A 21939-nucleotide genomic window follows, 5' to 3' on the forward strand; every position below is an offset into this window, starting at 1 on the left:
AACCGCCTATGAAGGATCAGGAATTGTTCGATAGCATGTGTGAAAAGCTCTACTCTGCGGTAATCTCTGACACGTTGGATCAATTGGGCTATCGTAATCAGGTGATGCGGGAAAATATCAACCCGATAGATCCTACCTGGATCGTTGCCGGAAGAGCAAAGACCATTCTATCTGTGGATATTCATCATTTGCCGGAAGATCCGTACACGAAGGAGATTGAGGCGGTGGACAGCGTTAAGCCCGGTGAGATTGTCATCGGCTGTACGAATGAATCGCGGCAGAACGGACTGTGGGGAGAGCTATTGTCTACGGCTTCCAAAATGAGAGGTGGCCGCGGAGCCATTGTAGATGGACTAATCCGTGATACTGCTAAAATTCTGGAGCTTGGTTTTCCTGTCTTTGCTACCGGGACCAAACCTGTTGATTCTCAAGGTCGTGGAATTGTTATCGACTATGACATTCCGGTGCTATGCGGTGGCGTAATGGTCCATCCCGGAGATGTAATCTTTGGTGATCGTGATGGTATCGTTGTGATTCCGGGCGCCATCATCGATGAAGTGTTCCAATTAGCCATGGATAAGGTGACTCGCGAGAATCATACACGGGATGAACTGCTCGAAGGATATACCTTGCGGCAGGTCTACGATAAATATGGTGTGCTCTGAACAAGATCCGAGGGAGTGATGTACATGAGGCTGGCTGGCAAAAGAGCGCTAATCACAGGTGCAGCAAGAGGAATTGGACTGGGGATCGCCCATCGATTTCTGGAAGAAGGCGCTCAGGTGGTGTTGCTGGACCGAAGTGAGGGGGAGCTTCTTATTGCACTTGAAACCTTGAAGGATTATGGTGAAAAAGCTGCAGTAGAGATATGTGATCTTCGCGATGTCTCACAGTTAGAACAATCTGTTGCCCAAGCCTTTGAAAGGTTCGGTGGGATAGATATTGTAGTGAACAATGCCGGAATCGCCTTTCGTGAACACTTTCTCGACATCTCGGTTGAGCATTGGAATGCAGTATTTGATATCAACGTAAGGGCGGTTTATTTAATAGGTCAGCTTGCAGCGAGACAAATGATTTCTCAGGGTGGCGGAGGCGCCATTATAAATATGAGTTCCAAAAATGGTCTATCAGCAAGCTCGGAGCTCGCGCATTACAATGCTTCTAAGGCTGCTGTTATACTGCTAACGGAATCGATGGCAGTGGAGCTGGCGGCTTATGGTATCCGGGTAAACGCAGTAGCACCGGGATTTGTGGATACACCCCTCGACCGCAAGCTGCGCGAAGCTTCGAAGCTCCCGGCTTATTCGGAGCATACACCGATGAAGCGGGCGGCAACGATAAGGGAAGCTGCCAATGTATTTCTTTTTCTGGCTTCTGATGAAGCCTCCTATGTAACGGGAGAAACCATTCGTGTGGATGGTGGACATTTGGCTAATGGTAGTGAGCTGTAAATAGAAGAAGGAGTGAACGTATTGGAAATTACAGAAATTCAGGCAGAATTGATGATTGATGCTCAGGCTGAGCTTGGTGAAGGGCCGCATTGGGATGCCGAATCCAAACAGTTGTATTGGGTCGATATAACGGGTAAGAAGCTTAGAATATACGACCCGATCACTGGTGGTGAAGTAGTTCGCTCTTTCGACCAAATGGTCAGTGCAGTTATTCCTACGACAACAGGAGGACTTCTATTGGCTATGGAGGATGGGGTCTACCTTTCTCAAACTGAAGGATCTCCGGTGCTGCTGACTTCAATAGAAGCGGATCTTCCACGCAACAGAGCAAATGATGCCAAATGCGATCGACAAGGCCGACTGTGGGTGGGGACGATGAGTATGGATGATGAGCCGAAAGACGGAGGCTTCTATGTCGTGGAGTCTGGCGGCTTCGCTCGCCAATTGTTATCCGGCATCGGCTGCTCGAATGGAATGGCTTGGGATTACATGCGGAGTAAGATGTATTACATTGATACGCCGACTAGGCAAGTGGATGTATTTGATTACGAGGAAAAGTCTGGAAGGATAAGTAACCGAAGATTAGCATTCCGAATTCCTACAACAACTGGCTATCCGGACGGAATGACAATAGATAGTGAAGGCATGCTTTGGGTCGCCCACTGGGGCGGCGGCTGTGTATCACGCTGGAACCCGGAGACGGGTGAGCAGCTTGGACTCATTCGAGTTCCAGCACCACTGGTGACCTCGTGTACTTTTGGAGGCAGTGATCTAACGGAACTCTACATTACAACTGCAAGGATAGGGATGCACGAGAAAGAGTTACGTGATTATCCGTTTGCAGGCGGTTTGTTTATGGTTAAGCCCGGAGTGAGCGGCTTGCTGCCCGGAAACTTTCAGGCTAAGGAGTAAGATGAGGAGGCGAAGCGATGCGACTCAAAGATAAGATCGTCATTATAACCGGAGCAGGCTCGGGGATTGGAAAAAGCACGGCCGCACTATTCGCTTCAGAAGGAGCGACAGTAATCATTGCCGATGTCCAAGAGGATTCAGGAAAAGCCGCTGTCACTGAAATAGAGGCGACGGTTGGAAATGCGATGTTCATACCCTGTGATGTAACCGATGCTAGCAGTACTACCGCGATGGCTGATCAAGTCTTTAATACTTTTGGACGTATCGATGTGCTCTTTAATAATGCGGGGATCAGTGGCGTAGGTACTGTGCATGAGGTTTCCGAGGAAGTATGGGAGAGGGTCATGCGGGTTAATGTGACGGGTGTGTTCTTAACCTGCAAGGCTGTCCTCCCTTATATGATGAAGACCAAGAAGGGTTCTATCATTAATATGTCCTCTGGCATCGCCGAAATCGGAGTCGCAGAGCGAGCTTCCTACAGTGCTTCTAAGGGAGCTGTTCTATCTTTAACTAAAGCAATGCAGGTTGATTATGCACCTTACGGCATTCGTGTAAATGCGCTGCTACCAGGTACGATTATGACTCCGTTTGTAGAAGGTTATTTGAAGACTTCTCTGGATCCAGAGGCTTCGGTTGCGGCCATTAAGCGTAGACAGCTTAGCGGTGAGCTTGGCAAACCTGAGGATGTGGCACGAGCTGCACTATTTCTAGCTTCCGATGAGTCCGGGTTTGTAATGGGTTCGCCGCTATATGTGGATGGTGGCCTTGTCTTCGGAAAAAATGCATAAAGTGAAGGAGAGTGTTATAGATGAGGCTAGTTACCTTTTTGCAAAAAGAAGATGATCATATGGGCGTTCTAACCGACCGTGGTGTGGTGGATATTGAGGCGGCACAGACTGCATTATCCACTCGGACGGAGGTTCCAGTAACGGTTAAGCAATTGCTTGATGGTGGGGAGGATGCACTTAACCAACTGAGGATTTTTGTGAATGAGCTGCCTGAAGGAGAAGTGAATCCATCCTGGCTGAAGCAGGAAGATGAATTAGCATTCGGTCCCTGTGTTACTGATCCTGGAAAAATCATCTGTATTGGCCTTAATTATCGCCGGCATGCGGAAGAGACTGGGATGGCCATTCCCGAATTTCCCATCCTGTTCAATAAATTTAACAATACACTAACTGGACATGGCTCAGAAGTTCCGCTTCCTAGGAACAGCCAGAAGGTGGACTACGAGGCAGAGCTTGGCATCGTCATCGGACGAACCGCGAAATATGTGACGGAGGAAGATGCACTGGATTATGTCTTCGGGTATTGTACGGCTAATGATTTGTCGGCGCGAGATTTACAGATGCGGACGAGTCAATGGCTAGCAGGAAAGTCTTGCGATAAATTTTCACCCATTGGGCCTTACTTAGTCACTGCGGATGAAGTAGGCGATCCCAATCAGCTCAATATTCAGTGTACGGTGAATGGCGAACTGCGTCAGAACTCCAATACTTCGGACATGATTTTTAATTGTAAGCAGATTGTCAGCTATGTATCCCAGTGTATGACGCTTTCGCCGGGGGATATTATCCTGACTGGAACCCCAGAAGGCGTAGTGATGGGTTACCCTCCAGAGGATCAGGTCTATTTGCAAGCTGGTGATGTGGTCACGGTGCAGATTGAGAAGCTTGGTGCCATTACAAATACGATGGTTAGCGAATAGGAGGGAGTAGGGATGATCTTCGATTGTCATACCCATTTGTTTGGACCGGGAATGGTTTCAGGACCTACGGATGAGGCGATCAAACGAGCTTGGGGACCGGATATGAATATCGAAGCAACCCCCGAGCAACATCGTAGTAATTTGGAAGGATTCTCTGGTGCTATCGTATTGGCCATGGCGGCGCATGCAACGGGACTGGTTGTGCCGAATGCTTATGTCGCAGATTACTGTCGCACGGATCCGGATCGATTATTCGGTTTTGCAAGTGTAGATCCCAATCATCTGGATTGTGTTGCTGAATTTGAGACTGCGATCCGTGAGATGGGATTAAAAGGGTTGAAGCTTGCGCCTATCTATCAGAACTTTTATCCTGATGATCCCAGGCATTATGCCCTCTATGCCAAAGCAGAACATCTAGATGTACCTATTCTATGGCATCAAGGAACCTCTTTTGTACCGGAGGGTTATCTGGATGCATCAAGGCCGGCGATGCTGGACCCGATTGCCCGTGCTTTTCCGAAGCTGAAGATGATTGTGGCACATATGGGTCATCCATGGATTGATGAATGTATTTCATTGGTGCGCAAGCATCCTAATCTGTATATGGATGTTTCTGCTTTAGGAAGTAGACCTTGGCAATTTTACAATGCACTGGTGTCTGCGATGGAATATGGAGTTCAAGATAAAATATTGTTTGGGTCGGATTATCCGTTCTTTGGGACACAGAAGATGCTAGATGCTCTGTACCATATCAATGATCTAGTGGAGGGAACGAAGCTGCCACAAATACCGCAAAAATATATTGAGGACATAATACATCGTCTAACACCGGAAATTATTGGTTTTATCTAAAACATTTATGCTTGGTCTATAAGCGAGGTTGTTAAAAGGAGATGGGGTCATGGCGGAGTGCAGGGACAGCGAGGAGAGTGTGGCTGAATCAGGCGGTAAGTTGAAGAGCGAGGCTTATTTTCAGGAAAAAGATCTATGGGGATTTATCCATCGTTCCTTCACGAAGTCTATGGGATACACCGAAGAAGATCTCCGCAAGCCAGTGATCGGCATTTGCAACACGTTTAGTGAGCTGAATAAATGCCATTCCCATTTTAATGAATTGGTGGATTATGTGAAGCGTGGTGTTTGGCAGGCAGGGGGAGTGCCGATGGAATTCCCGACGATTTCGATTGGTGAGCCTTATGTGAAGCCTACAACGATGCTGCTGCGTAATTTGATGGCAATGGATACGGAAGAAATGATGAAGGGGCATCCCATTGACGGGGTAGTGCTGCTTGGGGGTTGCGATAAAACGGTACCCGCTCAGCTGATGGCAGCCGCTAGCGCCAATATTCCAGCCATTGTATTGACAGGTGGCCCTATGCTAAATGGCCGATTGGGCGGGCGTAGCCTTGGAGCGTGCACGGATTGTTATGGCTTTACGCTGGAGCATAAAGCCGGAAATATAAGTGACGAAGAGCTGGCTGTTGCAGAGAATGCGATTTGCCGTAGTGACGGTCACTGCATGGTGATGGGTACAGCAAGCACGATGGCCTCGATCGCCGAAGCGATCGGCATGGCGTTACCGGGCTGTGCAGCTATTCCGGCGCCGGACAGCAGACGCTGGCATATGTCCGAGCGAACGGGCAAGCAGATCGTAGAGCTGGTTCGTCAGGGCATTCGTCCCCGCGACATCATGACTGCGGCGGCGATAGAGAATGCGATCACAGTTACGATGGCGAGCGGCGGATCGACGAACGCTATCATCCATCTTATAGCGATCTCCCAGCGGCTGGGGATGAAGCTGCCTTTAGAGACATTTGACCGGATCAGTAGTCAGACCCCGTTTATTTTGAACCTGCGTCCTTCGGGCAAATATCAGATGGAGGAGTATTTCGAGGCAGGTGGTGTACCCGCGCTGATGAAAGAGCTGGAGCCGCTGTTGCATGGGGATTGTTTGACTGTAACAGGCAGAACGGTTACAGAAAATCTGGTTCAGGCGGCAACACTTGACGGAGATGTGATTCGTACCTTGGAGGAGCCACTCGACAGCCAAGGTGGAATTGCTGTGTTGCGCGGAAATCTGGCGCCGGATGGGGCGCTGATCAAGCAAACCGCTGTATCCGTTCATCTCAAAAAGCATATCGGATGCGCAGTAGTGTTCGAGAGCCCCGCCGATCTCAATAAGCGGATCGATGATCCTGATCTGGTCGTGGATGAGAACAGTGTGCTAGTGCTTAAAAACGCAGGTCCGAAGGGTGCTCCAGCGATGCCGGAGATCGGGCAAATCCCGATTCCACAAAAGCTGCTGAAGCAGGGCATACGCGACATGGTCCGCATCTCTGACGCGCGGATTAGCGGTACTTCCTATGGCGCATTGATTGTACATGCGGCGCCGGAAGCTGCTGTTGGTGGTACGCTGGCGCTTGTGCAGGATGGCGACGAAATTGAGCTGGATATTTCCGCGAGGCGCTTGGAGCTGAAGGTGTCGGATGAAGAATTGGCACGACGTAGGCTCTCATGGCAAGCGCCTAAGCCGCACTACGACAGGGGGTATGGCTTGCTGTTTCATGAGCATGTGCTTCAAGCGAATCTCGGTTGTGACTTTGACTTTCTTCTCCCAGTTGAGCTTAGAGAAGAGTTGCTGAGTGAGACTGAATCGGTGCACTCGAAATAATAGCCGAGACTGAAATAATCTAATGCTTGTGAAGATAAAATAGCTGCACTTTATACAACTACAGTATATCGTAATCGTCTCATGTGGACTTTAACTGCACTTCATACAGTTAAATCTTATCAAATCGCTGTTTTTAGCCTCATTTTGGATTATTAATTGTAGATAGTACAACTAAATTGCCATCTGCGGGAACAGGAGTTGTTATAAGTGTACGAAATACACTTATATCGCACGCATTGCACGAATCGCAAGTGTCGCGCATGTCGCAAATATCGCACGAATTGTACTTATCTGCGGCTCCGGAAGTGGCTATCGGAGGAATTGCGACCTTGTGCAGGATGGCGACGAAATTGAGTTGGATATTTCCGCGAGGAGCTTAGAGCTGAAGGTGTTGGAAGAGAATGAGGCCAAGTGGCGGATTACAAGGCAAGCGCCTAAGCTACACAACGACAAAAGTTAGTATGAGTTTACTAGATTGTCTGACTGAACTGGATAGGCTGGACTGAGCTTGGTCTATTGCTTTGATTGATTTGAAAGAGATGATTGCTTTGCTTTGAGTGATTGCATTTTATGCAATAGATTCCGCTCTAGAGAGGCTGAATTTTGATTCTATTGCACTTTGTGCAATGAAATTTCAGATAATCACCTCTAAACGAGCTTATAGCGGGAATCTGATGTATGAAGTGCAATAGATTCATTTTTTAGCGATGAATTTGGAAATTCTATTGCACATTCTGCAATCAGGGAGTTAGTTTTCGATTGTAGCAAGCTGGTTTGTGAATGTAGCAAACTGGTTTGTGAATGTAGCTAGTTAGTTTTCGATTGTAGTTAGCTTGGTTTCCGATCACTACAAGCTAGTTTCTAATCTCAGCTAGCCCGGTTCCCAATTACAACTAGCATCGTGTCCGTTTACACCAAGCAATAAGGTCGTTTGTGGCAAAAGCAACAAACTTGAGTCAATGGAGAGGAGAGTTCAATGATGCGAACCGTTCAAGAGTTGGAGGAGCGCTTGGCAAGTCCGTCCGCAGCACTGATTGAGGAACTTAGCCAGCTCGATGGAGATATTATGCTACTAGGCGTGGGGGGCAAGATGGGACCTAGTCTCGCAAGGCTAGCGGTGAATGCAATTCGCCAAGCGGGGCTAAACAAGAAAGTGATCGGCGTATCCCGCTTCTCGAATAAGGAGCTGAGACGAGAGCTTGAAGAGGCCGGGGTCGAGATTATCTCCGCCGATTTGTCTGACGATAAGGCGCTACAGGCACTCCCTGAAACCCAAAATATTCTCTATATGGCCGGGAATAAATTCGGCACGACCGGGAATGAACATTTCACTTGGATGATGAATGCCTATCTGCCGGGACGCGTTGCGGAACGGTTCCGTAATTCACGAATGGTTGTATTCTCAACAGGCAACGTTTACCCTTTTACTCCGGTCAGCCAAGGAGGCGCAACGGAAAGAACTTCACCGAACGCGAATGGGGAGTATGGGCAATCCTGTCTGGGCCGGGAGCGTATATTTGAACATTTCTCTCATAAAAATGGAACGCCGATGTTCATTTATCGGCTGAATTACGCCATTGATCTGCGGTATGGTGTGTTATTGGAGCTTGCTCGATCGGTCAGGGAGGGACTTCCCATTGATATCACAATGGGTCATGCCAATGTGATCTGGCAAGGGGATGCGAATGAAATCGCATTGCGAGCACTGCTGCGTTGCAGTTCGCCGCCTAATGTCATGAACATTACTGGGCCTGAGACATTGTCCCTGCGCTGGGCTGCGAATGAATTCGGCCGAAAGTTAGGCATTGAGCCGATTTTTACAGGTGCAGAAGCACCTACTGCACTGCTAAGTAATGCAGCGAAAGCCGCTGCCACCTTTGGCTATCCGCGGGTATCGCTGGCCGAAATGATCGACTGGATTGGCGATTGGGTAGGGCAAGGCGGAGAAACCTGGAATAAACCCACGCATTTTCAGGAGCGGGAGGGCAAATATTAATGACACTGACAAGAGTACCTTTGACTTCGGAATTACATGCCGCGCTTCATGATGGGTTGGCTATTCCCGCACATCCTCTCGCCTTAACTAAAGAGCGCAAGCTGGATGAGCGACGTCAACGGGCAATTACCCGATATTATGTTGCTTCCGGGGCGGGTGGAGTCGCGGTTGCCGTGCATTCTACTCAATTCGAGATCAGGGATCCAGAAGTAGGGCTGCTGGAGCCTGTGTTACGTCTAGCTGCGGAAGAGGTGGAGCTTGCCCAGCTAAATCGGCCATTCATGAAAGTAGCGGGTATTTGCGGTGGGACGGAGCAGGCAGTTCTTGAAGCGCGCCTTGCCGCAAGCTTTGGGTATGAAGCGGGGCTGCTTAGCATGGGAGGCCTGCAAACCTTGAGTGAGGAAGAATTGCTAGAACGAACACGCAGAGTGGCAGATGTGATTCCGGTGTTTGGTTTCTACCTTCAGCCGTCGGTGGGAGGGCGGATTTTAAGCTTTGATTTTTGGAAGGCATTCGCTGAAATAGAAGGCGTAATTGCCATCAAAATGGCGCCGTTCAATCGTTATCAGACGCTGGATGTAGTCAGAGCTGTGCTTGAATCCAGCCGTAGCGAAGAAATTGCTCTGTACACCGGAAATGATGATAATATTGTCAGCGATCTGCTCACGACCTTCCGATTTATGGTGAACGGCAAGCCCGTTGAGAAAAAAATAGTCGGCGGCCTACTCGGTCACTGGGCAGTCTGGACGAGCAAAGCAGTCCAGCTGCTTAATGAGATTAAAAAGGTCAGAAATGAACCCTCGTTGGCATCCAATTGGTTGACGCTTGGGGCTGAAGTGACGGACAGCAATGCGGCGATATTTGATCCCGCGCATCATTTTCATGGCTGTATCCCGGGTATTCATGAAGTGCTTCGCCAACAAGGATTGCTTGAAGGCTTATGGTGTCTAAATCCGGAGGAACGATTATCCCCGGGGCAAGTGGAGGAAATCAACAGAGTGCGCAGAGACTATCCCCATCTGGTGGATGATGGATTTGTGGCATCGCATTTGGAAGAGTGGCTGCAATAACACGTAGTTGTATAAGAGTTAAGGAGGGCGCACTTTCGACAAGTGCGTTCTTTCTTATCCGGAGTGCGATATCCTCCGCCTCATGATACAATAAGGGACAAGTTTATAAGGATGAGGTGACTTTAATTGAAGTATGATTTCGATCGCGTAATTGACCGCCGTAATACACGTTCTTACAAGTGGGACCAGTCCGAGAAGTTGTTTGGTGAGAAGGATATTATGCCACTTTGGGTGGCAGACATGGATTTTGAAAGTCCTCCTGCAGTGAAGGAAGCGATTCTGCGCCGCGCAGAACAAGGGGTTTACGGATACAGTGTACCTAGTGACTCTTATAAAGAAGCTATCACGTCGTGGTTCAGAAGACGGCATGATTGGGAAATTAAACCGGAATGGATTTCGGATTCTCCCGGAATCGTAACCTCCTTAAGTTTTGCTGTAGAGCTGTTTACCGAGCCGGGGGACGAGGTTATTTTACAGTCGCCAGTCTATTATCCCTTCTATGATGTCATCCAAATGAATGATCGCAAGGTCGCCAAGAATCCGCTTGTTATTCGTAATGGACGCTTCGAGATGGATTATGAGCAATTGGAAGGGCTGATGCAAGGTGGAGCCAAGCTGCTGCTTTTATGCAGTCCGCATAATCCGGGTGGTAGAGTATGGGAAAGAGAAGAGCTGCTGAAGCTTGGTGAGCTCTGTCTGCGTTATGGAGTGACCGTAATCTCTGATGAGATTCATTGTGATTTGGCGCTTCCAGGTTATGAGCATATCCCTTTTGCATCCTTATCTGAGGAAATTGCGAATATTACACTAACCACACTTGCCGCGACCAAAACCTTCAATCTACCGGGGTTACAATCTTCTTTTATCGTTTCTTCCAATCCGGAATTGAAGCTTAAATTTGATCGAAAAATGAAAGCCTTGAGTTTACATATGGCTAGCTACTTCGCCCAAGGTGCAGTAGAAGCTGCCTATAATGATGGAGAAGAATGGTTGGATGAGCTTTTAGAGTACGTGTCCGGTAATGTGGACTATGCGATTAGCTATCTGTCGGAGCATTTGCCCCAGGTCCAAGTGATGCATCCGCAAGGCACATACCTGCTATGGGTTGACTGCCGCGGTCTGAATCTGGATATAGATGGACTTAAACAGCTGATGTACAAAGAGGCTAAAGTTGCTTTTAATGAAGGCTCTGTCTTTGGAACTGAGGGACAAGGTCATCTGCGGATCAATCTGGCTTGTCCTAGATCTATTCTAGTTGAAGCGTTAGATCGCTTTTGCCGAGCAGCTGTAGCTTATACTGCGAAATAAAAGGTAATTACTGAAGCTTGATGATTCCATCTAAGGGGATCGTCGAGCTTCTTTATTTTGCAAAAAGGTAAAAAGAATAATAAAATGGAGTCCATTACGTCAAGCAGGAGGACTTCAAATGAAATGGGTAGCTCAGCTTCCGTATTATAAGATACAGCGAGAAATTAAGGATGGAGAACAACGAAGTATTACTTGCAATCGCTTAATGTATTTGTACAAAGATAGAGTCGTGACTCGTCATCGTGAATTTCCAATAAAAGATATTTTAGATATGTCCTATCGCTCAATGGGAGGTTCAGAGGGGATGTTCTATCTGTACACGAGTAAGGGTGTATATACTTATTTGGTAGAGTGTGATCCTGAAAGCTTTATTGATACTTTTAAAGAACAGCAAATGAATAAAATTGAGCGTACGGGTAGGCCGTGATATGATAATCCATACGACATTGCAGGGTGGGAGAGAACATTAATGAGCAAAACACGAATTATTATTGATGCAGACACAGGAATTGATGACGCACTGGCAATTCTATATGCCTTACGCGCTCCAAACGTAATTGTAGAAGGAATTACAACCGTTTTTGGGAATATTGATGTCGACAAGGCGGCGGACAATTCACTGCGACTGATTGAGCTTGCTAAACCTGGTTATGAGATTCCTGTAGCTATTGGAGCATCCAAGGCACTTGTTCGTGAGCACTCAGGCTACGCCACTCATGTGCATGGTGAGAACGGTATTGGTAATGTGGAAATTGCTCCATCCAGCCAGCGTCCCATTAGCGAAACTGCATCTGAGTTTATTGTTCGGATGGCTAATGAGAATCCCGGAGAAATTGTATTAGTTACACTGGCACATCTAACCAACCTTTCGATGGCGCTTGATATGGACCCTGGCATTAAGAATACTTTGAAAAAAGTAGTGGTGATGGGCGGTACGATCTTCAATCCCGGCAATAGAACACCGGTTGCGGAAGCGAATATTGCTGGAGACCCTGAAGCTGCAGATCATGTATTTACATCTGGACTTCCCGTTATGATGGTGGGTTTAGACGTTACGCTTAAGACGCGGATTACCCAAGAGCATATCGATTTGTTAAACCGTTTTGGACGTGAAGAGAATAAAGCGATCATTTCGTTTATGGAACAATCGCTCACTCATTATTTTAATTTCTATCGTGAAGCGAACTTTTTGATTAACAGTGCACCGCTGCATGATCCGCTCGCGCTTATGGTTGCGCTGCAACCAGATCTAGTAACCTATAAAGAAATGAATGTTCGTGTGGAGCACAAAGGTGAATTTACATCGGGAATGGTCGTAGCGGATTTGCGGGCTCAGCCAAAAGTGGGTAAACCCATACAAGTTGCTGTGGATGTAGATGTTGAACGAGCAGTGGGAACCTTTTTGAGCGTGTTTATGTAATTTTGTCGACCTCTACTAATATGAAAAATAATTTCGAAGCTCATAGATGACAATCTATTAATTTTACAATTGGATAATCTTTGGTAAAATGGTAGAAGACATATAAAGAGTTTAAGAGATTACACTTCATATTATGGAAGATGGGAGACTTAACAGTCATGAACAAACGGATTGGCAAATTGGTTTTATGCCTGGCGATTTCGCTAGGCGGCACCACGGCATTATTCCAAAACACTACACAAGCAGCACCCGCAGGTGGAGTTAGTATTGTGCTGGATGGTTATGCACTACCGTTTCCAGTAGAGCCTGTTGTGATGAACGGAACAACGATGGTTCCATTCCGGGCGATATCAGAAGCGCTGGGGATCAACGTAGAGTGGAATCAAGCACTTAAGAAAATTACCGCGACCAAGACGGATACAGCGGGTACTAAAGTGGTAACGTTGACCCTTGGTAGTAAAAATGCAGGTGTAAACGGCGAAGTTGTGAAGCTAGGGGTTGCCCCGCAAACGATCCGTAATAACACGATGATTCCACTTAGCTTCTTCGGCCAGCAGTTTGGTGCGGGCGTAGCATGGGATCAAGCAACCAAAACGGTATCGATCACTTCACCAAAGACGGATATGTATAAGCTGGGCTTTTATGCGCTTAGCTCATACAGTGAAATTTCGTTACTTCCTAGCTTTGATGCTGTAGCTTTTGGGTGGAGCGGGATTGATAAAAGTGGACAATTCACCACGACAGGCACTGACTTTAGATGGCCTCAAGCAGCTGGGGATGTAACCCCAGAGTCTATTGTCTCGAATGCAGCAGCAGGTGGTACAGCGCCTTATCTGATGGTCTTTTCTGGTGATACTGCAGCGGAGCTCACGAAGAATCTGGAAGATAAAACGCTTCAAGAGCAGACGATTACAGGAATCGTTGATCTGGCTACACAAAAGGGATTCCAAGGCATCACGCTGGATCTCGAAGGACTGGGTCTAACGGGAGATAAAGCAAAGGTGCAAGCCGATTATAATGCTTTTGTGAAGAATTTGTCTCAAAAAGCACATGCAGCAGGTCTTAAGCTCACGGTTATTCTTCATCCATTAAACAGCTCTTATAAAGGTTATGATTACAAGACGCTGGGAAGCCTCGCAGACGATTTGGTCATTATGGCTTATGATTATTTGCAAGAGAAAAAAATTCCAGAGCCGATGAGTTTAGTTGATGAAGGCATCCGGCTTGCACTTCAGCAAGTGAGTAAGGATAAGCTGATTCTCGGTATTTCCGTATACAGTGAGAATGAAACATCAGTAAATTCCAAGGTTGGACTTGCCAAACGTTATGGACTTAAAGGGATTGCAATCTGGCGTGTGGGCTTGATTGGACAGCCTGTCTGGAATGAGATGGGCAAGTCGGTGGAGTTGTAGGCGATTTATGATACGTTATCCAAAGAAAAGGGCTGCCATTTGGCAGCCTTTTTTTCTTAAAAAGAAAAAAATATATGCTTGCGCAATAAATTATCCTTATCTTTCTCACATAAAGCTAGAATGGAATAGATCTATTAAAGTATAGGGAAATCCTCCCTATAAATTCTGTATTTTAGGGTTGTACAGGTGGAATATAGTGAATTTCTCCCTATATTTCAGCGGATATCATCGTTTTTTAGAAAATTCCCCGCATTAGAGGGAGAAATTCGGCATAACTGGGTAATTGTGAAGAAATCATCCTAAATATAGGGAGTTTTTCCCTATAAATCTCCCTTGCCATCTTCCATCACAATTTCATTGACTGGGTGCAGGAGGTGGAGGAGTTTGGGATATGATTTCTAAAATGGATCGGAATTTATAGGTTTCACGGTATAAATGATCTTTCTCTTATGAAGGGGGATATGCCTATTCATACGTACCATTCTTGATGGACTCGATAGTAGTGAACATCCCTGAGTATACATTTTTAATGTTGGGTTCATTTACTTTGCCGTTGTAAAGTCCGTATCCCCAAGTTTTATATGTTTCACCAGTTTGAAGATAGCAAGTAACATACATATCACTATTAAAATTTATTAAAGAATAGTGCTCATACGATACGTCTTCAAGAACAAACGGCATAAATGATTTCGTAGCTCCAATAAAGAAGAAAGGAACGCCTGCATTTGTGTATACTTTAACATACTTGTTGTCGTCCGCTTCTTTCAGATGCTCTTTCGTAATAACTACAGCATCATAATTGGAGGAGAGCTTTGAATAATCTTCTAACTCCTCAAAAGAAATACTTGTGAAGTGCACATGTTCTTCTCTTATTTTAGGGACCTCGCCAACAACACCTATAAATAAGCTTTTCCCTGAGTACAGCGGTGTATCAACCGTATCGGCATTAGATGTACAGCCTGTAACAAATATGAATATTAGTATAATGAGTGAATTTAGGATGATTTTCCTCATCTTTTGGCTCCTTTCAAGCGTTCTGCATGAGTTGTGTTTGCTTACAATAAAGCATTATACTGGAAATTAATGGTTCAGACCAGTAAATGGGTCATGGAACTCGAAAGAAGCCTGATTCAGAGGAGGGTTATGTTGCATCCAATTACTGCAATAGAAATCATCTTTTCGGTTGTTTTTGTCCTCATTATATTTGGAGTAGCCTTGTTTTTACCCCGTAAGATTAGGAAGTCTGGTTTAATTATAGTATCTACCATAACTGTACTTTTGTTATTATCCTTCGCAATTCGCCCCTACTGGATTGATTATCAAGTATCCCGAAAAACAGAACAGCTCAATCACTATTTGGAGGAGAAGTACCCTAATCAAGAATGGGAAATTAGTCGACAAGCAGGTAGACAATATAATCCTTATCATTTACAAGTTAGATTTAAAAACGAAGAAGGTTGGATTTATGTTTATTCAGTCGTAAATGAGAAGAAAATTCACCAGAGTGTGTGGATACCATTAGGTGGCAACTCTTTCGAAGAAGGAAAGCATTACGAAAAATGAGATCAGCTGAGTAGTGACGAAGGGAAGTTTGGAGCTGTAGGAGCGATAGCGACCGCCTGAAAGCTTTCCGTAGGAAAGCTCACTTCGTAAGCATAGGCTGTCTCCGGAAGTCCAAACATTCCCGTAGTTACGACTGAAGCTGCTGACCTGGATTTCTTAAACACACTTCGACTGTTATATACCTCACATTAACCTAAGATGTAAACCTTTATAATCTCTAAGATTGAACCCTTGAATCAAATCATTATTTTTCAGGAGGACTTTAGAGAATGAGATATAAAGCATTGGAACTAGACAAAACGCTTACTTATGAGCTGGAAGGCTTAGAAATAGGAGTTACTTCGAACTGTAATTTTCGCTGCGATTATTGTTGTGCGTATAATAGAAATGATGGACAAAGCATCAAGGCTGAAGAGGTTATCCGAATTCTTGAAGAGCTTCCTGGTCTGAAAAGAGTACGCTTGTCAGGTGGCGAGGTCACATTAAAGTTCGATGACTGTGTGGAGATTGTAAACTACTGCTCATCCAGAGGGATTCAGACACAGCTCAATTCGAACGGCAGTCTTTTAAATGCTGAACGGATTGATCAATTGGTCGCGGCAGGATTAACGACGATACATATTTCCTTCAATTTTACTACAGCGGACGCATTCTCTCGTTATTATAATATTCATCCAAGCATCTATGAGAAAATTAGAGAGAACATTACTATGTTCGCGGCAACTAGTGTAGATACGGTGCTGGAAACGCTATTGTTCAGCGAAACTCAGGATAATATGAAGGAAATTAGTGATCACGTATATGCGATGGGTGTTAGAACACATGAGATTCAGAACAGTATTATCATGGATCATACGGGTTGGAAGTCTATAGCTGCCCGTGAACAATTAAAGAATGCTGTGAGTGAACTGATCGCTATGAAGAAAGAGGATACGACCCTGTATTTCACTTGCATGGACCGGTTTATGGATGCGCTTGGGTTCGAGGAGCAACCGGGCGTTTATTTTCCACACTGCATAGAGGGTAAGAAACAGCTTCATCTACATGGCAATGGAGACATTCTGATCTCTGAATTATGTCATCCCGTTATTATTGGCAACATTTATCAGGGCACCTCATTGAAGGACTTATACAGTAACATGCCAGCGCCTTTGGCTCAGTTCCTGGATAAACTGCCATGCCCAGCACTGGACGCATTGTTTCCGCAAGGGGTTTAAATCGTTAAGCATTGCTATAAAATTACGACATGGAGCCAATTTAATGAATTGGTTCCTTTTTTGTGTAGTAGATTAATGGAAAGTCCTGTATGATTTCTGTAAGCTTATAGAGACTGCTATAACTTAAATTTGCGGATAAGGAATGTATGACATCCATACATAAGGTATGCGACACATGCTTACGAATATAAGAAATGGACTCATCAAATCCAATGTTGTTCTCGAAAAAATCATGCCATTATTAACACCTACTGCCATCGTGGTTGGTGTGCTTAATGAAAGCAGACTGCTACCATTCACAGGTCTCGTCCCATGGATATTCGCCTTTATGACATTGATCGGGAGCTTGAAATCTAATCTCAAGGATCTGCTGGGCGTACTGCTGAAACCACAGAAGTTGATCGTGTTGATGCTTATTCTTCATATCGTGATGCCGCTCATTGGCTGGCTCGTTGCAAGTGCTGTTTTTCCGGGAGATCCTTACACAGTGACAGGATTTGTACTGTTGTTTGCGATCCCAACGGGTGTCGTTAGCGTGGTGTGGGTATCCATATACGGCGGGAACATTGCACTAACTTTGGCACTTATTCTAATCGATACGCTCTTGTCACCGATTGTCGTTCCGGGTACCTTGTATTTGCTCATGGGAGCGAGTGTGGAGATTCAGCTTGGGGAAATGATGAAAGGGCTCCTATGGATGGTTGTCATTCCTTCGGTAGTCGGGATGCTTCTGAATCAATGGACAAAAGGCAAGGTGAATACGGTATGTGGACCTCCGCTTTCCCCATTTGTAAAGGTTGGGTTGTTCATGGTCGTCTCTATTAATGGTGCTAGCATTGCTCGTTATCTGAAACACCCGGATAGTAAATTAGCGATTATTATTGGCGTAACCTTCGTAACCGTAGTTCTCGGATATGTAATCGGAGCATTGGTATCGCGCCGTTTCCGCTTTAGCTACGAAGATTCTGTGGCCGTACAATTTAATTCCGGCATGCGTAATTTAAGCGCGGGAGCTGTGCTCGCAGTAAAATATTTTCCTCCGGCTGTTGCACTCCCTGTGATTTCAGGAATGTTATTCCAGCAAATTCTCGCTGCAATGTCTGGTCTGTTTTTACGTAGCAGAACTAAACACCCTTTAACAGAGGGTGCAATTACGCAAGTTTCCTCAGCATCCCAGTCAGAACCGCCTATTTCATCTTAGAAATAAAACAGGTCTTAATAACTAGTAAAAAGAAGATGACCGAACTAGTAGAACTAGTTTTTTCTGCATTTATATGCAAAAATTCGACATTTTTTGATATTTTCCGTATTTTCGCTTCGTCAATATTCACTAATTTATCATCATATCCGATAGTAGTTGTATTATTTACAATTGCATTGTTCTCTAATGAACAGTAGTCGGAAGGATGAGGGAAAATGAAGATTCGTCTTAAACTATCACTTATGATGATAGGTGTGACCCTATTATGTATTGCAGTAATGGGGGTTTTTACATATTTAAGGTCAACTCAGGCCATTGTGAGCCTTACTGAGAATTCAATGAAGCAGGTCAATACGAATAAAGCTCAGACCATATCGGCTATGATTTCGAAGGAGCAGAGAAGTATTGAACTTATTGCAGGAAGGTCGGAAATTGTCGAATTATTACTCCAAGCAGAGAATGGTGGCGTCACCAAGGGGAGTAGGCTACAGAATGAGGTGAATATCAGCCTTCAGGGAATTGTGAAGGATGCTGGGAACCTCGAACATGCTTTTGTCAGTGATATGAAAGGCATCGCTGTGGCTGACAGTGATATTAAGCTTATAGGTACGGATTTCAGTGATAGAAATTATACGAAGAAAGTAATGGAGACTGCGGCGCCGGTAATTAGCGAAACGCTGAAATCGAAATCTACTGGGGCTTATGTGGTAGGATTTGTACATCCGGTTAAGAGTAACGGGAAGATGATTGGATATGTAGCTTCAGCGGTTTCCGCAGATAGTATGATTAAGTATTTAGCAGATGCAAAAGTAGTAAATACAACGACTTCGTATGCTTATCTTCTCGATGAGAATGGGAATACACTGTACCATCCGGATAAGAAGCAAGTAGGACAACCTGTTGCCAATGATCAGATCATGGCTGTGGTGAAGCGTGTGAAATCTGGTGAAAAAGTAGAAGATAGCCTGCTTAGCTATACATATAATGGTGTGGATAAAAAATCAGCCTATACCGTTATGCCTGAGACCCACTGGTTGCTTGGGATAACCGCAAATTTAGATGAGATTGTAAAACCAGTGAATGAGATGAGAAGCTTTAATCTGTTTCTGGGTGCAGGAAGTTTGATTATTGCATTGTTGATTGCTTTATATTTTGCCCAAAAAATCTCTTCACCGATTGCTAAACTGACAGAGTTGATAAATAGAACGGCAGAGCTGAATTTGACGTATGACTCCCAGTACGAGTATCTGACGAAAAACAAAGACGAAACAGGTACGATAGCCATAGCGATGCTCCGAACACGGGTTATTCTTCGTGATATGGCGGGTAGTCTAATCACGATCTCCACCAAGGTGCTTGATAATGCGGAGACTCTTGAAAAGCTGTCTATAGATGTACGGGAGAATGCTCATGATAATTCGGCAACTACACAGCAGCTTTCGGCAGGGATGGAGGAGACAGCAGCTTCAACACAAGAGATGACGGCAGCGATAACTGAAATTGATATTAATGTGTCCGAGATCTCCAGTAATGTGAAGGAAGGCGCTGAAGTTTCCAAGCAGATTAGTGAGCGGGCGATGGTGTTACAAGATGAGGCGATAGAGTCTACGGATAATGCGAAGCGAGTGTATGAATCTGTTCGTATCGATATGGAAAAAGCAATTGAACAGTCGAATGCGATCTCAGAGATTAATGTACTGGCGGATACGATTCTATCGATTACTAGTCAGACCAATCTGCTTGCTTTGAATGCAGCGATCGAAGCGGCTAGAGCAGGTGAGGCAGGTAGAGGATTTGCTGTTGTAGCTGGTGAAATCCGCAAATTGGCTGAGAAATCGTCAGAGACTGCGGCTGGGATCCAAGGGGTCGTTTCAGGTGTTTATGCTTCTGTTGAACTAATGAAGGAAAATTCAGAGGCGTTACTAGCTTTTATTGACCAGAATGTTCTTGGAGACTATGAGCGGTTAACGGAGGTAAGTCAGCAATATAACAGAGATGCTACTACAGTGAATTTGCTGATGAATCAATTTGAGACTGCGGCCGATCATCTAAGTATGGCTGTATCTAGTATTTCTATAGCGGTCAATGAAGTGGCTGCTACAGTAAATGAGGGGGCTATTGGGATTCAGGATATTGCGGTGAAGACGTCTGATATCGTTGAGAAGACATTCCATGAAGTTACGGTGGCTGACGAGAATACCCAAAGTGCCAAGGAGCTACAGGGGCTGGTAGACCGGTTTAAGATCTAAGTAGGATTAAGGGAATCTTTATCCGTCATTCATAAAATATTAAGCTTGCAAGGTTATAGTACATATATAACCTCCCTTAAATATAAACTTTGCCCCGCCGGCCGTCGGCGGGGTCTTTTTTTATGTGAATCTTTATAAGCGAACACCAGCTTAGCCAGTGATGAGGTAAATAGCTTCATCCAGCGGAACGATAACCTCTGTTTGTTCCACCATATCTTTCAAACGTACCTTATCAACACTTGATTCGCTTTCGCCGATCAGTATAACGTAACGGATGTTTTTGGATGAAGCTGTGGCGAGCTGCTTTTTTAATTTTCTTTTACCGGATACGAGAGTGGTTCTTATAGAACAGGCACGCAGCTCGGCTGCTGCAATCAAAGCTTGTGGTAGTGTCTCACCAATGGGAATGACCATAACATTTGCTGCTTTATTTTCTTGGATAGGTCGTTCTGCTAGGAGTGTCATGATTGACTCCATACCAAAAGACAACCCCACCGTAGGATATTGAATATCTTCTCTGCCCACTAGCTGTCCGATAATCGCGTCGTATCTGCCTCCGCCACCCAAGCTTGAGGCAAAGGAACCAGATGCATCAAAGATCTCGTAAACTGTTCCTGTGTAGAATGAAAGACCTCGGGATAAGAAAGGATCGAAGCGGCAAGTCTCCTGTAGTCCAATGTCTTGGATTAGATTTTGTAGGACGAGAACCTCTGACGCACCCGGTTGTGTTGTGAGATTGTATTTGTCGCATAACTGCTCAAAGCTTGGATTGTCCATTTCGATAAGGGCTAGAATCGCTGTGATGGTTGCAGGTTCTAGCCCCTTGCCAATCAACTCGTTCTCCACTCCGCTAATGCTGATTTTCTCAAGTTTATCAAGGGTAAGCATAACGGATAGTTGCTCTTCCGCAGGTACGCCGATGGACTCTAGAATCTCACCGAGAAAACGTCGATTGTTCCATTTTAGGATGATAGGAATGTCCAGCTTGCGGAACGCTTCGGTAGCCAGCTGCATTAGCTCAGCTTCAGCCTCAGGGCCGGAAATGCCGACCACATCGACATCACATTGCAGGAATTCACGCAGACGCCCACGTTTTACGGGTCCATCTCGGAACACTTTTCCGATCTCATACCGCTTGAAGGGGAACTCTATCCCTGGATTTAAAGCGATCACTTTGGCAAAAGGAATCGTCAGATCATAACGCAATCCCAATTTGCGGTTGCCCTGATCCGTGAGTTGGTACATTTCCTTGAGGATTTCGTCCCCGCCTGCATATTTTGAGGTTAATAACTCCAATTCATTTAATAATGTCGTATCCATCGATTCAAAATCATAGAGCTCGAACAAGTCCTGCAGCGTATTTTGAATGTTCTTTCTGAGCGCTTGCTCTTGACCGAAGTAATCATAAGTTCCTTTAATGTTTTGCATCATTAGTAGCTCCTTTGAATTGGCATAGTTTAGAAAATAAAAAAACGCGCAGGACCTCTTGGTCCTGCGCGTGATCTATGCCGCAGGGAGGCCAACGCGAGTAGCGTTAGCCTCCCTGAATAAATTCAGGAGTGCTAACGCTGTTTGTGATAATAATGAAGTTGATTCAGCATGATTGTATTTGTATTCATCAGAACCAATTCCCTTCGAAATTTTGATTACTGCCGATTATAGCGGATCATTTGGAGTCGTGCAAGCAAGAATTTATATTTGGTTCGATTTCTTGTGGGCGAATGGACAAGTTATCAGCTATAATAGGGCTTCGATATTCCT

Annotated in this window: 19 protein-coding genes; 17 read left to right on the forward strand and 2 right to left on the reverse strand. The window is 45.3% G+C overall.

What is annotated here, in order from left to right; translation table 11 throughout:
• Nucleotides 1–8 precede the first annotated feature (8 nt).
• The 13 genes from NSS87_RS10235 to NSS87_RS10295 all read left to right on the forward strand — a co-directional run bounded on the left by NSS87_RS10235 (nucleotide 9) and on the right by NSS87_RS10295 (nucleotide 13948).
• Nucleotides 9–665: an RraA family protein gene (locus tag NSS87_RS10235; protein ID WP_052404229.1), complete on the forward strand. Its 657-nt coding sequence runs from the start codon at nucleotides 9–11 to the stop codon at nucleotides 663–665.
• A gap of 24 nt (nucleotides 666–689) precedes the next feature.
• Nucleotides 690–1451 carry an SDR family oxidoreductase gene (locus tag NSS87_RS10240; RefSeq protein WP_149643901.1) on the forward strand — a complete coding sequence of 254 codons (762 nt, stop codon included), beginning with the start codon at nucleotides 690–692 and terminating at the stop codon, nucleotides 1449–1451.
• Nucleotides 1452–1472: 21 nt separating this feature from the next.
• Entirely contained in the window at nucleotides 1473–2363 is an 891-nt protein-coding gene (locus tag NSS87_RS10245) for an SMP-30/gluconolactonase/LRE family protein (RefSeq protein ID WP_339246798.1), read from the forward strand.
• A gap of 17 nt (nucleotides 2364–2380) precedes the next feature.
• Nucleotides 2381–3151: a glucose 1-dehydrogenase gene (locus NSS87_RS10250; RefSeq protein ID WP_339246802.1), complete on the forward strand. Its 771-nt coding sequence runs from the start codon at nucleotides 2381–2383 to the stop codon at nucleotides 3149–3151.
• Nucleotides 3152–3171: 20 nt separating this feature from the next.
• Complete coding sequence (locus NSS87_RS10255; RefSeq protein ID WP_339246805.1) at nucleotides 3172–4071, forward strand: fumarylacetoacetate hydrolase family protein; 900 nt, start codon at nucleotides 3172–3174, stop codon at nucleotides 4069–4071.
• 12 nt (nucleotides 4072–4083) lie between these two features.
• Nucleotides 4084–4923, forward strand: coding sequence for an amidohydrolase family protein (locus NSS87_RS10260; protein ID WP_339246808.1), 840 nt, complete (start codon nucleotides 4084–4086; stop codon nucleotides 4921–4923).
• 49 nt (nucleotides 4924–4972) lie between these two features.
• Nucleotides 4973–6742, forward strand: coding sequence for an IlvD/Edd family dehydratase (locus NSS87_RS10265; protein WP_339246811.1), 1770 nt, complete (start codon nucleotides 4973–4975; stop codon nucleotides 6740–6742).
• Nucleotides 6743–7721: 979 nt separating this feature from the next.
• Nucleotides 7722–8738 (forward strand): NAD-dependent epimerase/dehydratase family protein, encoded by a 1017-nt coding sequence (locus NSS87_RS10270; protein ID WP_042186732.1) that lies wholly within the window; start codon nucleotides 7722–7724, stop codon nucleotides 8736–8738.
• Entirely contained in the window at nucleotides 8738–9808 is a 1071-nt protein-coding gene (locus NSS87_RS10275) for a dihydrodipicolinate synthase family protein (RefSeq protein WP_339246813.1), read from the forward strand. Before NSS87_RS10270 ends, NSS87_RS10275 begins: the two co-directional genes overlap by 1 nt.
• Before the next feature lie 126 nt (nucleotides 9809–9934).
• Entirely contained in the window at nucleotides 9935–11116 is a 1182-nt protein-coding gene (locus NSS87_RS10280) for a MalY/PatB family protein (protein WP_339246816.1), read from the forward strand.
• A gap of 118 nt (nucleotides 11117–11234) precedes the next feature.
• A complete protein-coding gene (locus tag NSS87_RS10285; protein WP_042186739.1) occupies nucleotides 11235–11543 on the forward strand; it encodes a hypothetical protein in 309 nt (102 codons plus the stop codon).
• Nucleotides 11544–11585: 42 nt separating this feature from the next.
• A complete protein-coding gene (locus NSS87_RS10290; RefSeq protein ID WP_042186741.1) occupies nucleotides 11586–12536 on the forward strand; it encodes a nucleoside hydrolase in 951 nt (316 codons plus the stop codon).
• A 158-nt stretch (nucleotides 12537–12694) separates the two neighbouring features.
• A complete protein-coding gene (locus NSS87_RS10295; protein ID WP_339246820.1) occupies nucleotides 12695–13948 on the forward strand; it encodes a stalk domain-containing protein in 1254 nt (417 codons plus the stop codon).
• A 465-nt stretch (nucleotides 13949–14413) separates the two neighbouring features.
• Here NSS87_RS10295 and NSS87_RS10300 read toward each other — a convergent pair whose 3' ends face one another.
• Entirely contained in the window at nucleotides 14414–14962 is a 549-nt protein-coding gene (locus NSS87_RS10300; RefSeq protein WP_042186745.1) for a hypothetical protein, read from the reverse strand.
• A gap of 129 nt (nucleotides 14963–15091) precedes the next feature.
• Here NSS87_RS10300 and NSS87_RS10305 point away from each other — a divergent pair, with 129 nt between their 5' ends.
• The 4 genes from NSS87_RS10305 to NSS87_RS10320 all read left to right on the forward strand — a co-directional run bounded on the left by NSS87_RS10305 (nucleotide 15092) and on the right by NSS87_RS10320 (nucleotide 20178).
• Nucleotides 15092–15511, forward strand: a complete 420-nt coding sequence (locus tag NSS87_RS10305; RefSeq protein ID WP_042186747.1) for a hypothetical protein — start codon at nucleotides 15092–15094, stop codon at nucleotides 15509–15511.
• A gap of 269 nt (nucleotides 15512–15780) precedes the next feature.
• Nucleotides 15781–16728, forward strand: a complete 948-nt coding sequence (locus NSS87_RS10310) for a radical SAM protein (RefSeq protein WP_042186749.1) — start codon at nucleotides 15781–15783, stop codon at nucleotides 16726–16728.
• Nucleotides 16729–16903: 175 nt separating this feature from the next.
• The gene (locus tag NSS87_RS10315; protein ID WP_339246825.1) at nucleotides 16904–17929 is read left to right on the forward strand and encodes a bile acid:sodium symporter family protein; all 1026 of its coding nucleotides are present in this window, start codon (nucleotides 16904–16906) and stop codon (nucleotides 17927–17929) included.
• A 215-nt stretch (nucleotides 17930–18144) separates the two neighbouring features.
• On the forward strand, nucleotides 18145–20178 hold the full coding sequence (locus NSS87_RS10320; protein WP_339246828.1) for a methyl-accepting chemotaxis protein: 2034 nt from the start codon (nucleotides 18145–18147) through the stop codon (nucleotides 20176–20178).
• A 150-nt stretch (nucleotides 20179–20328) separates the two neighbouring features.
• On the opposite strand, the gene NSS87_RS10325 is transcribed toward NSS87_RS10320, so the two are convergent.
• On the reverse strand, nucleotides 20329–21609 hold the full coding sequence (locus tag NSS87_RS10325) for a histidine--tRNA ligase (protein ID WP_339246831.1): 1281 nt from the start codon (nucleotides 21607–21609) through the stop codon (nucleotides 20329–20331).
• Between the last annotated feature and the right edge of the window lie 330 nt (nucleotides 21610–21939).

Source organism: Paenibacillus sp. FSL F4-0243 (genome assembly GCF_037963295.1).
Taxonomy (GTDB): domain Bacteria; phylum Bacillota; class Bacilli; order Paenibacillales; family Paenibacillaceae; genus Paenibacillus_AQ.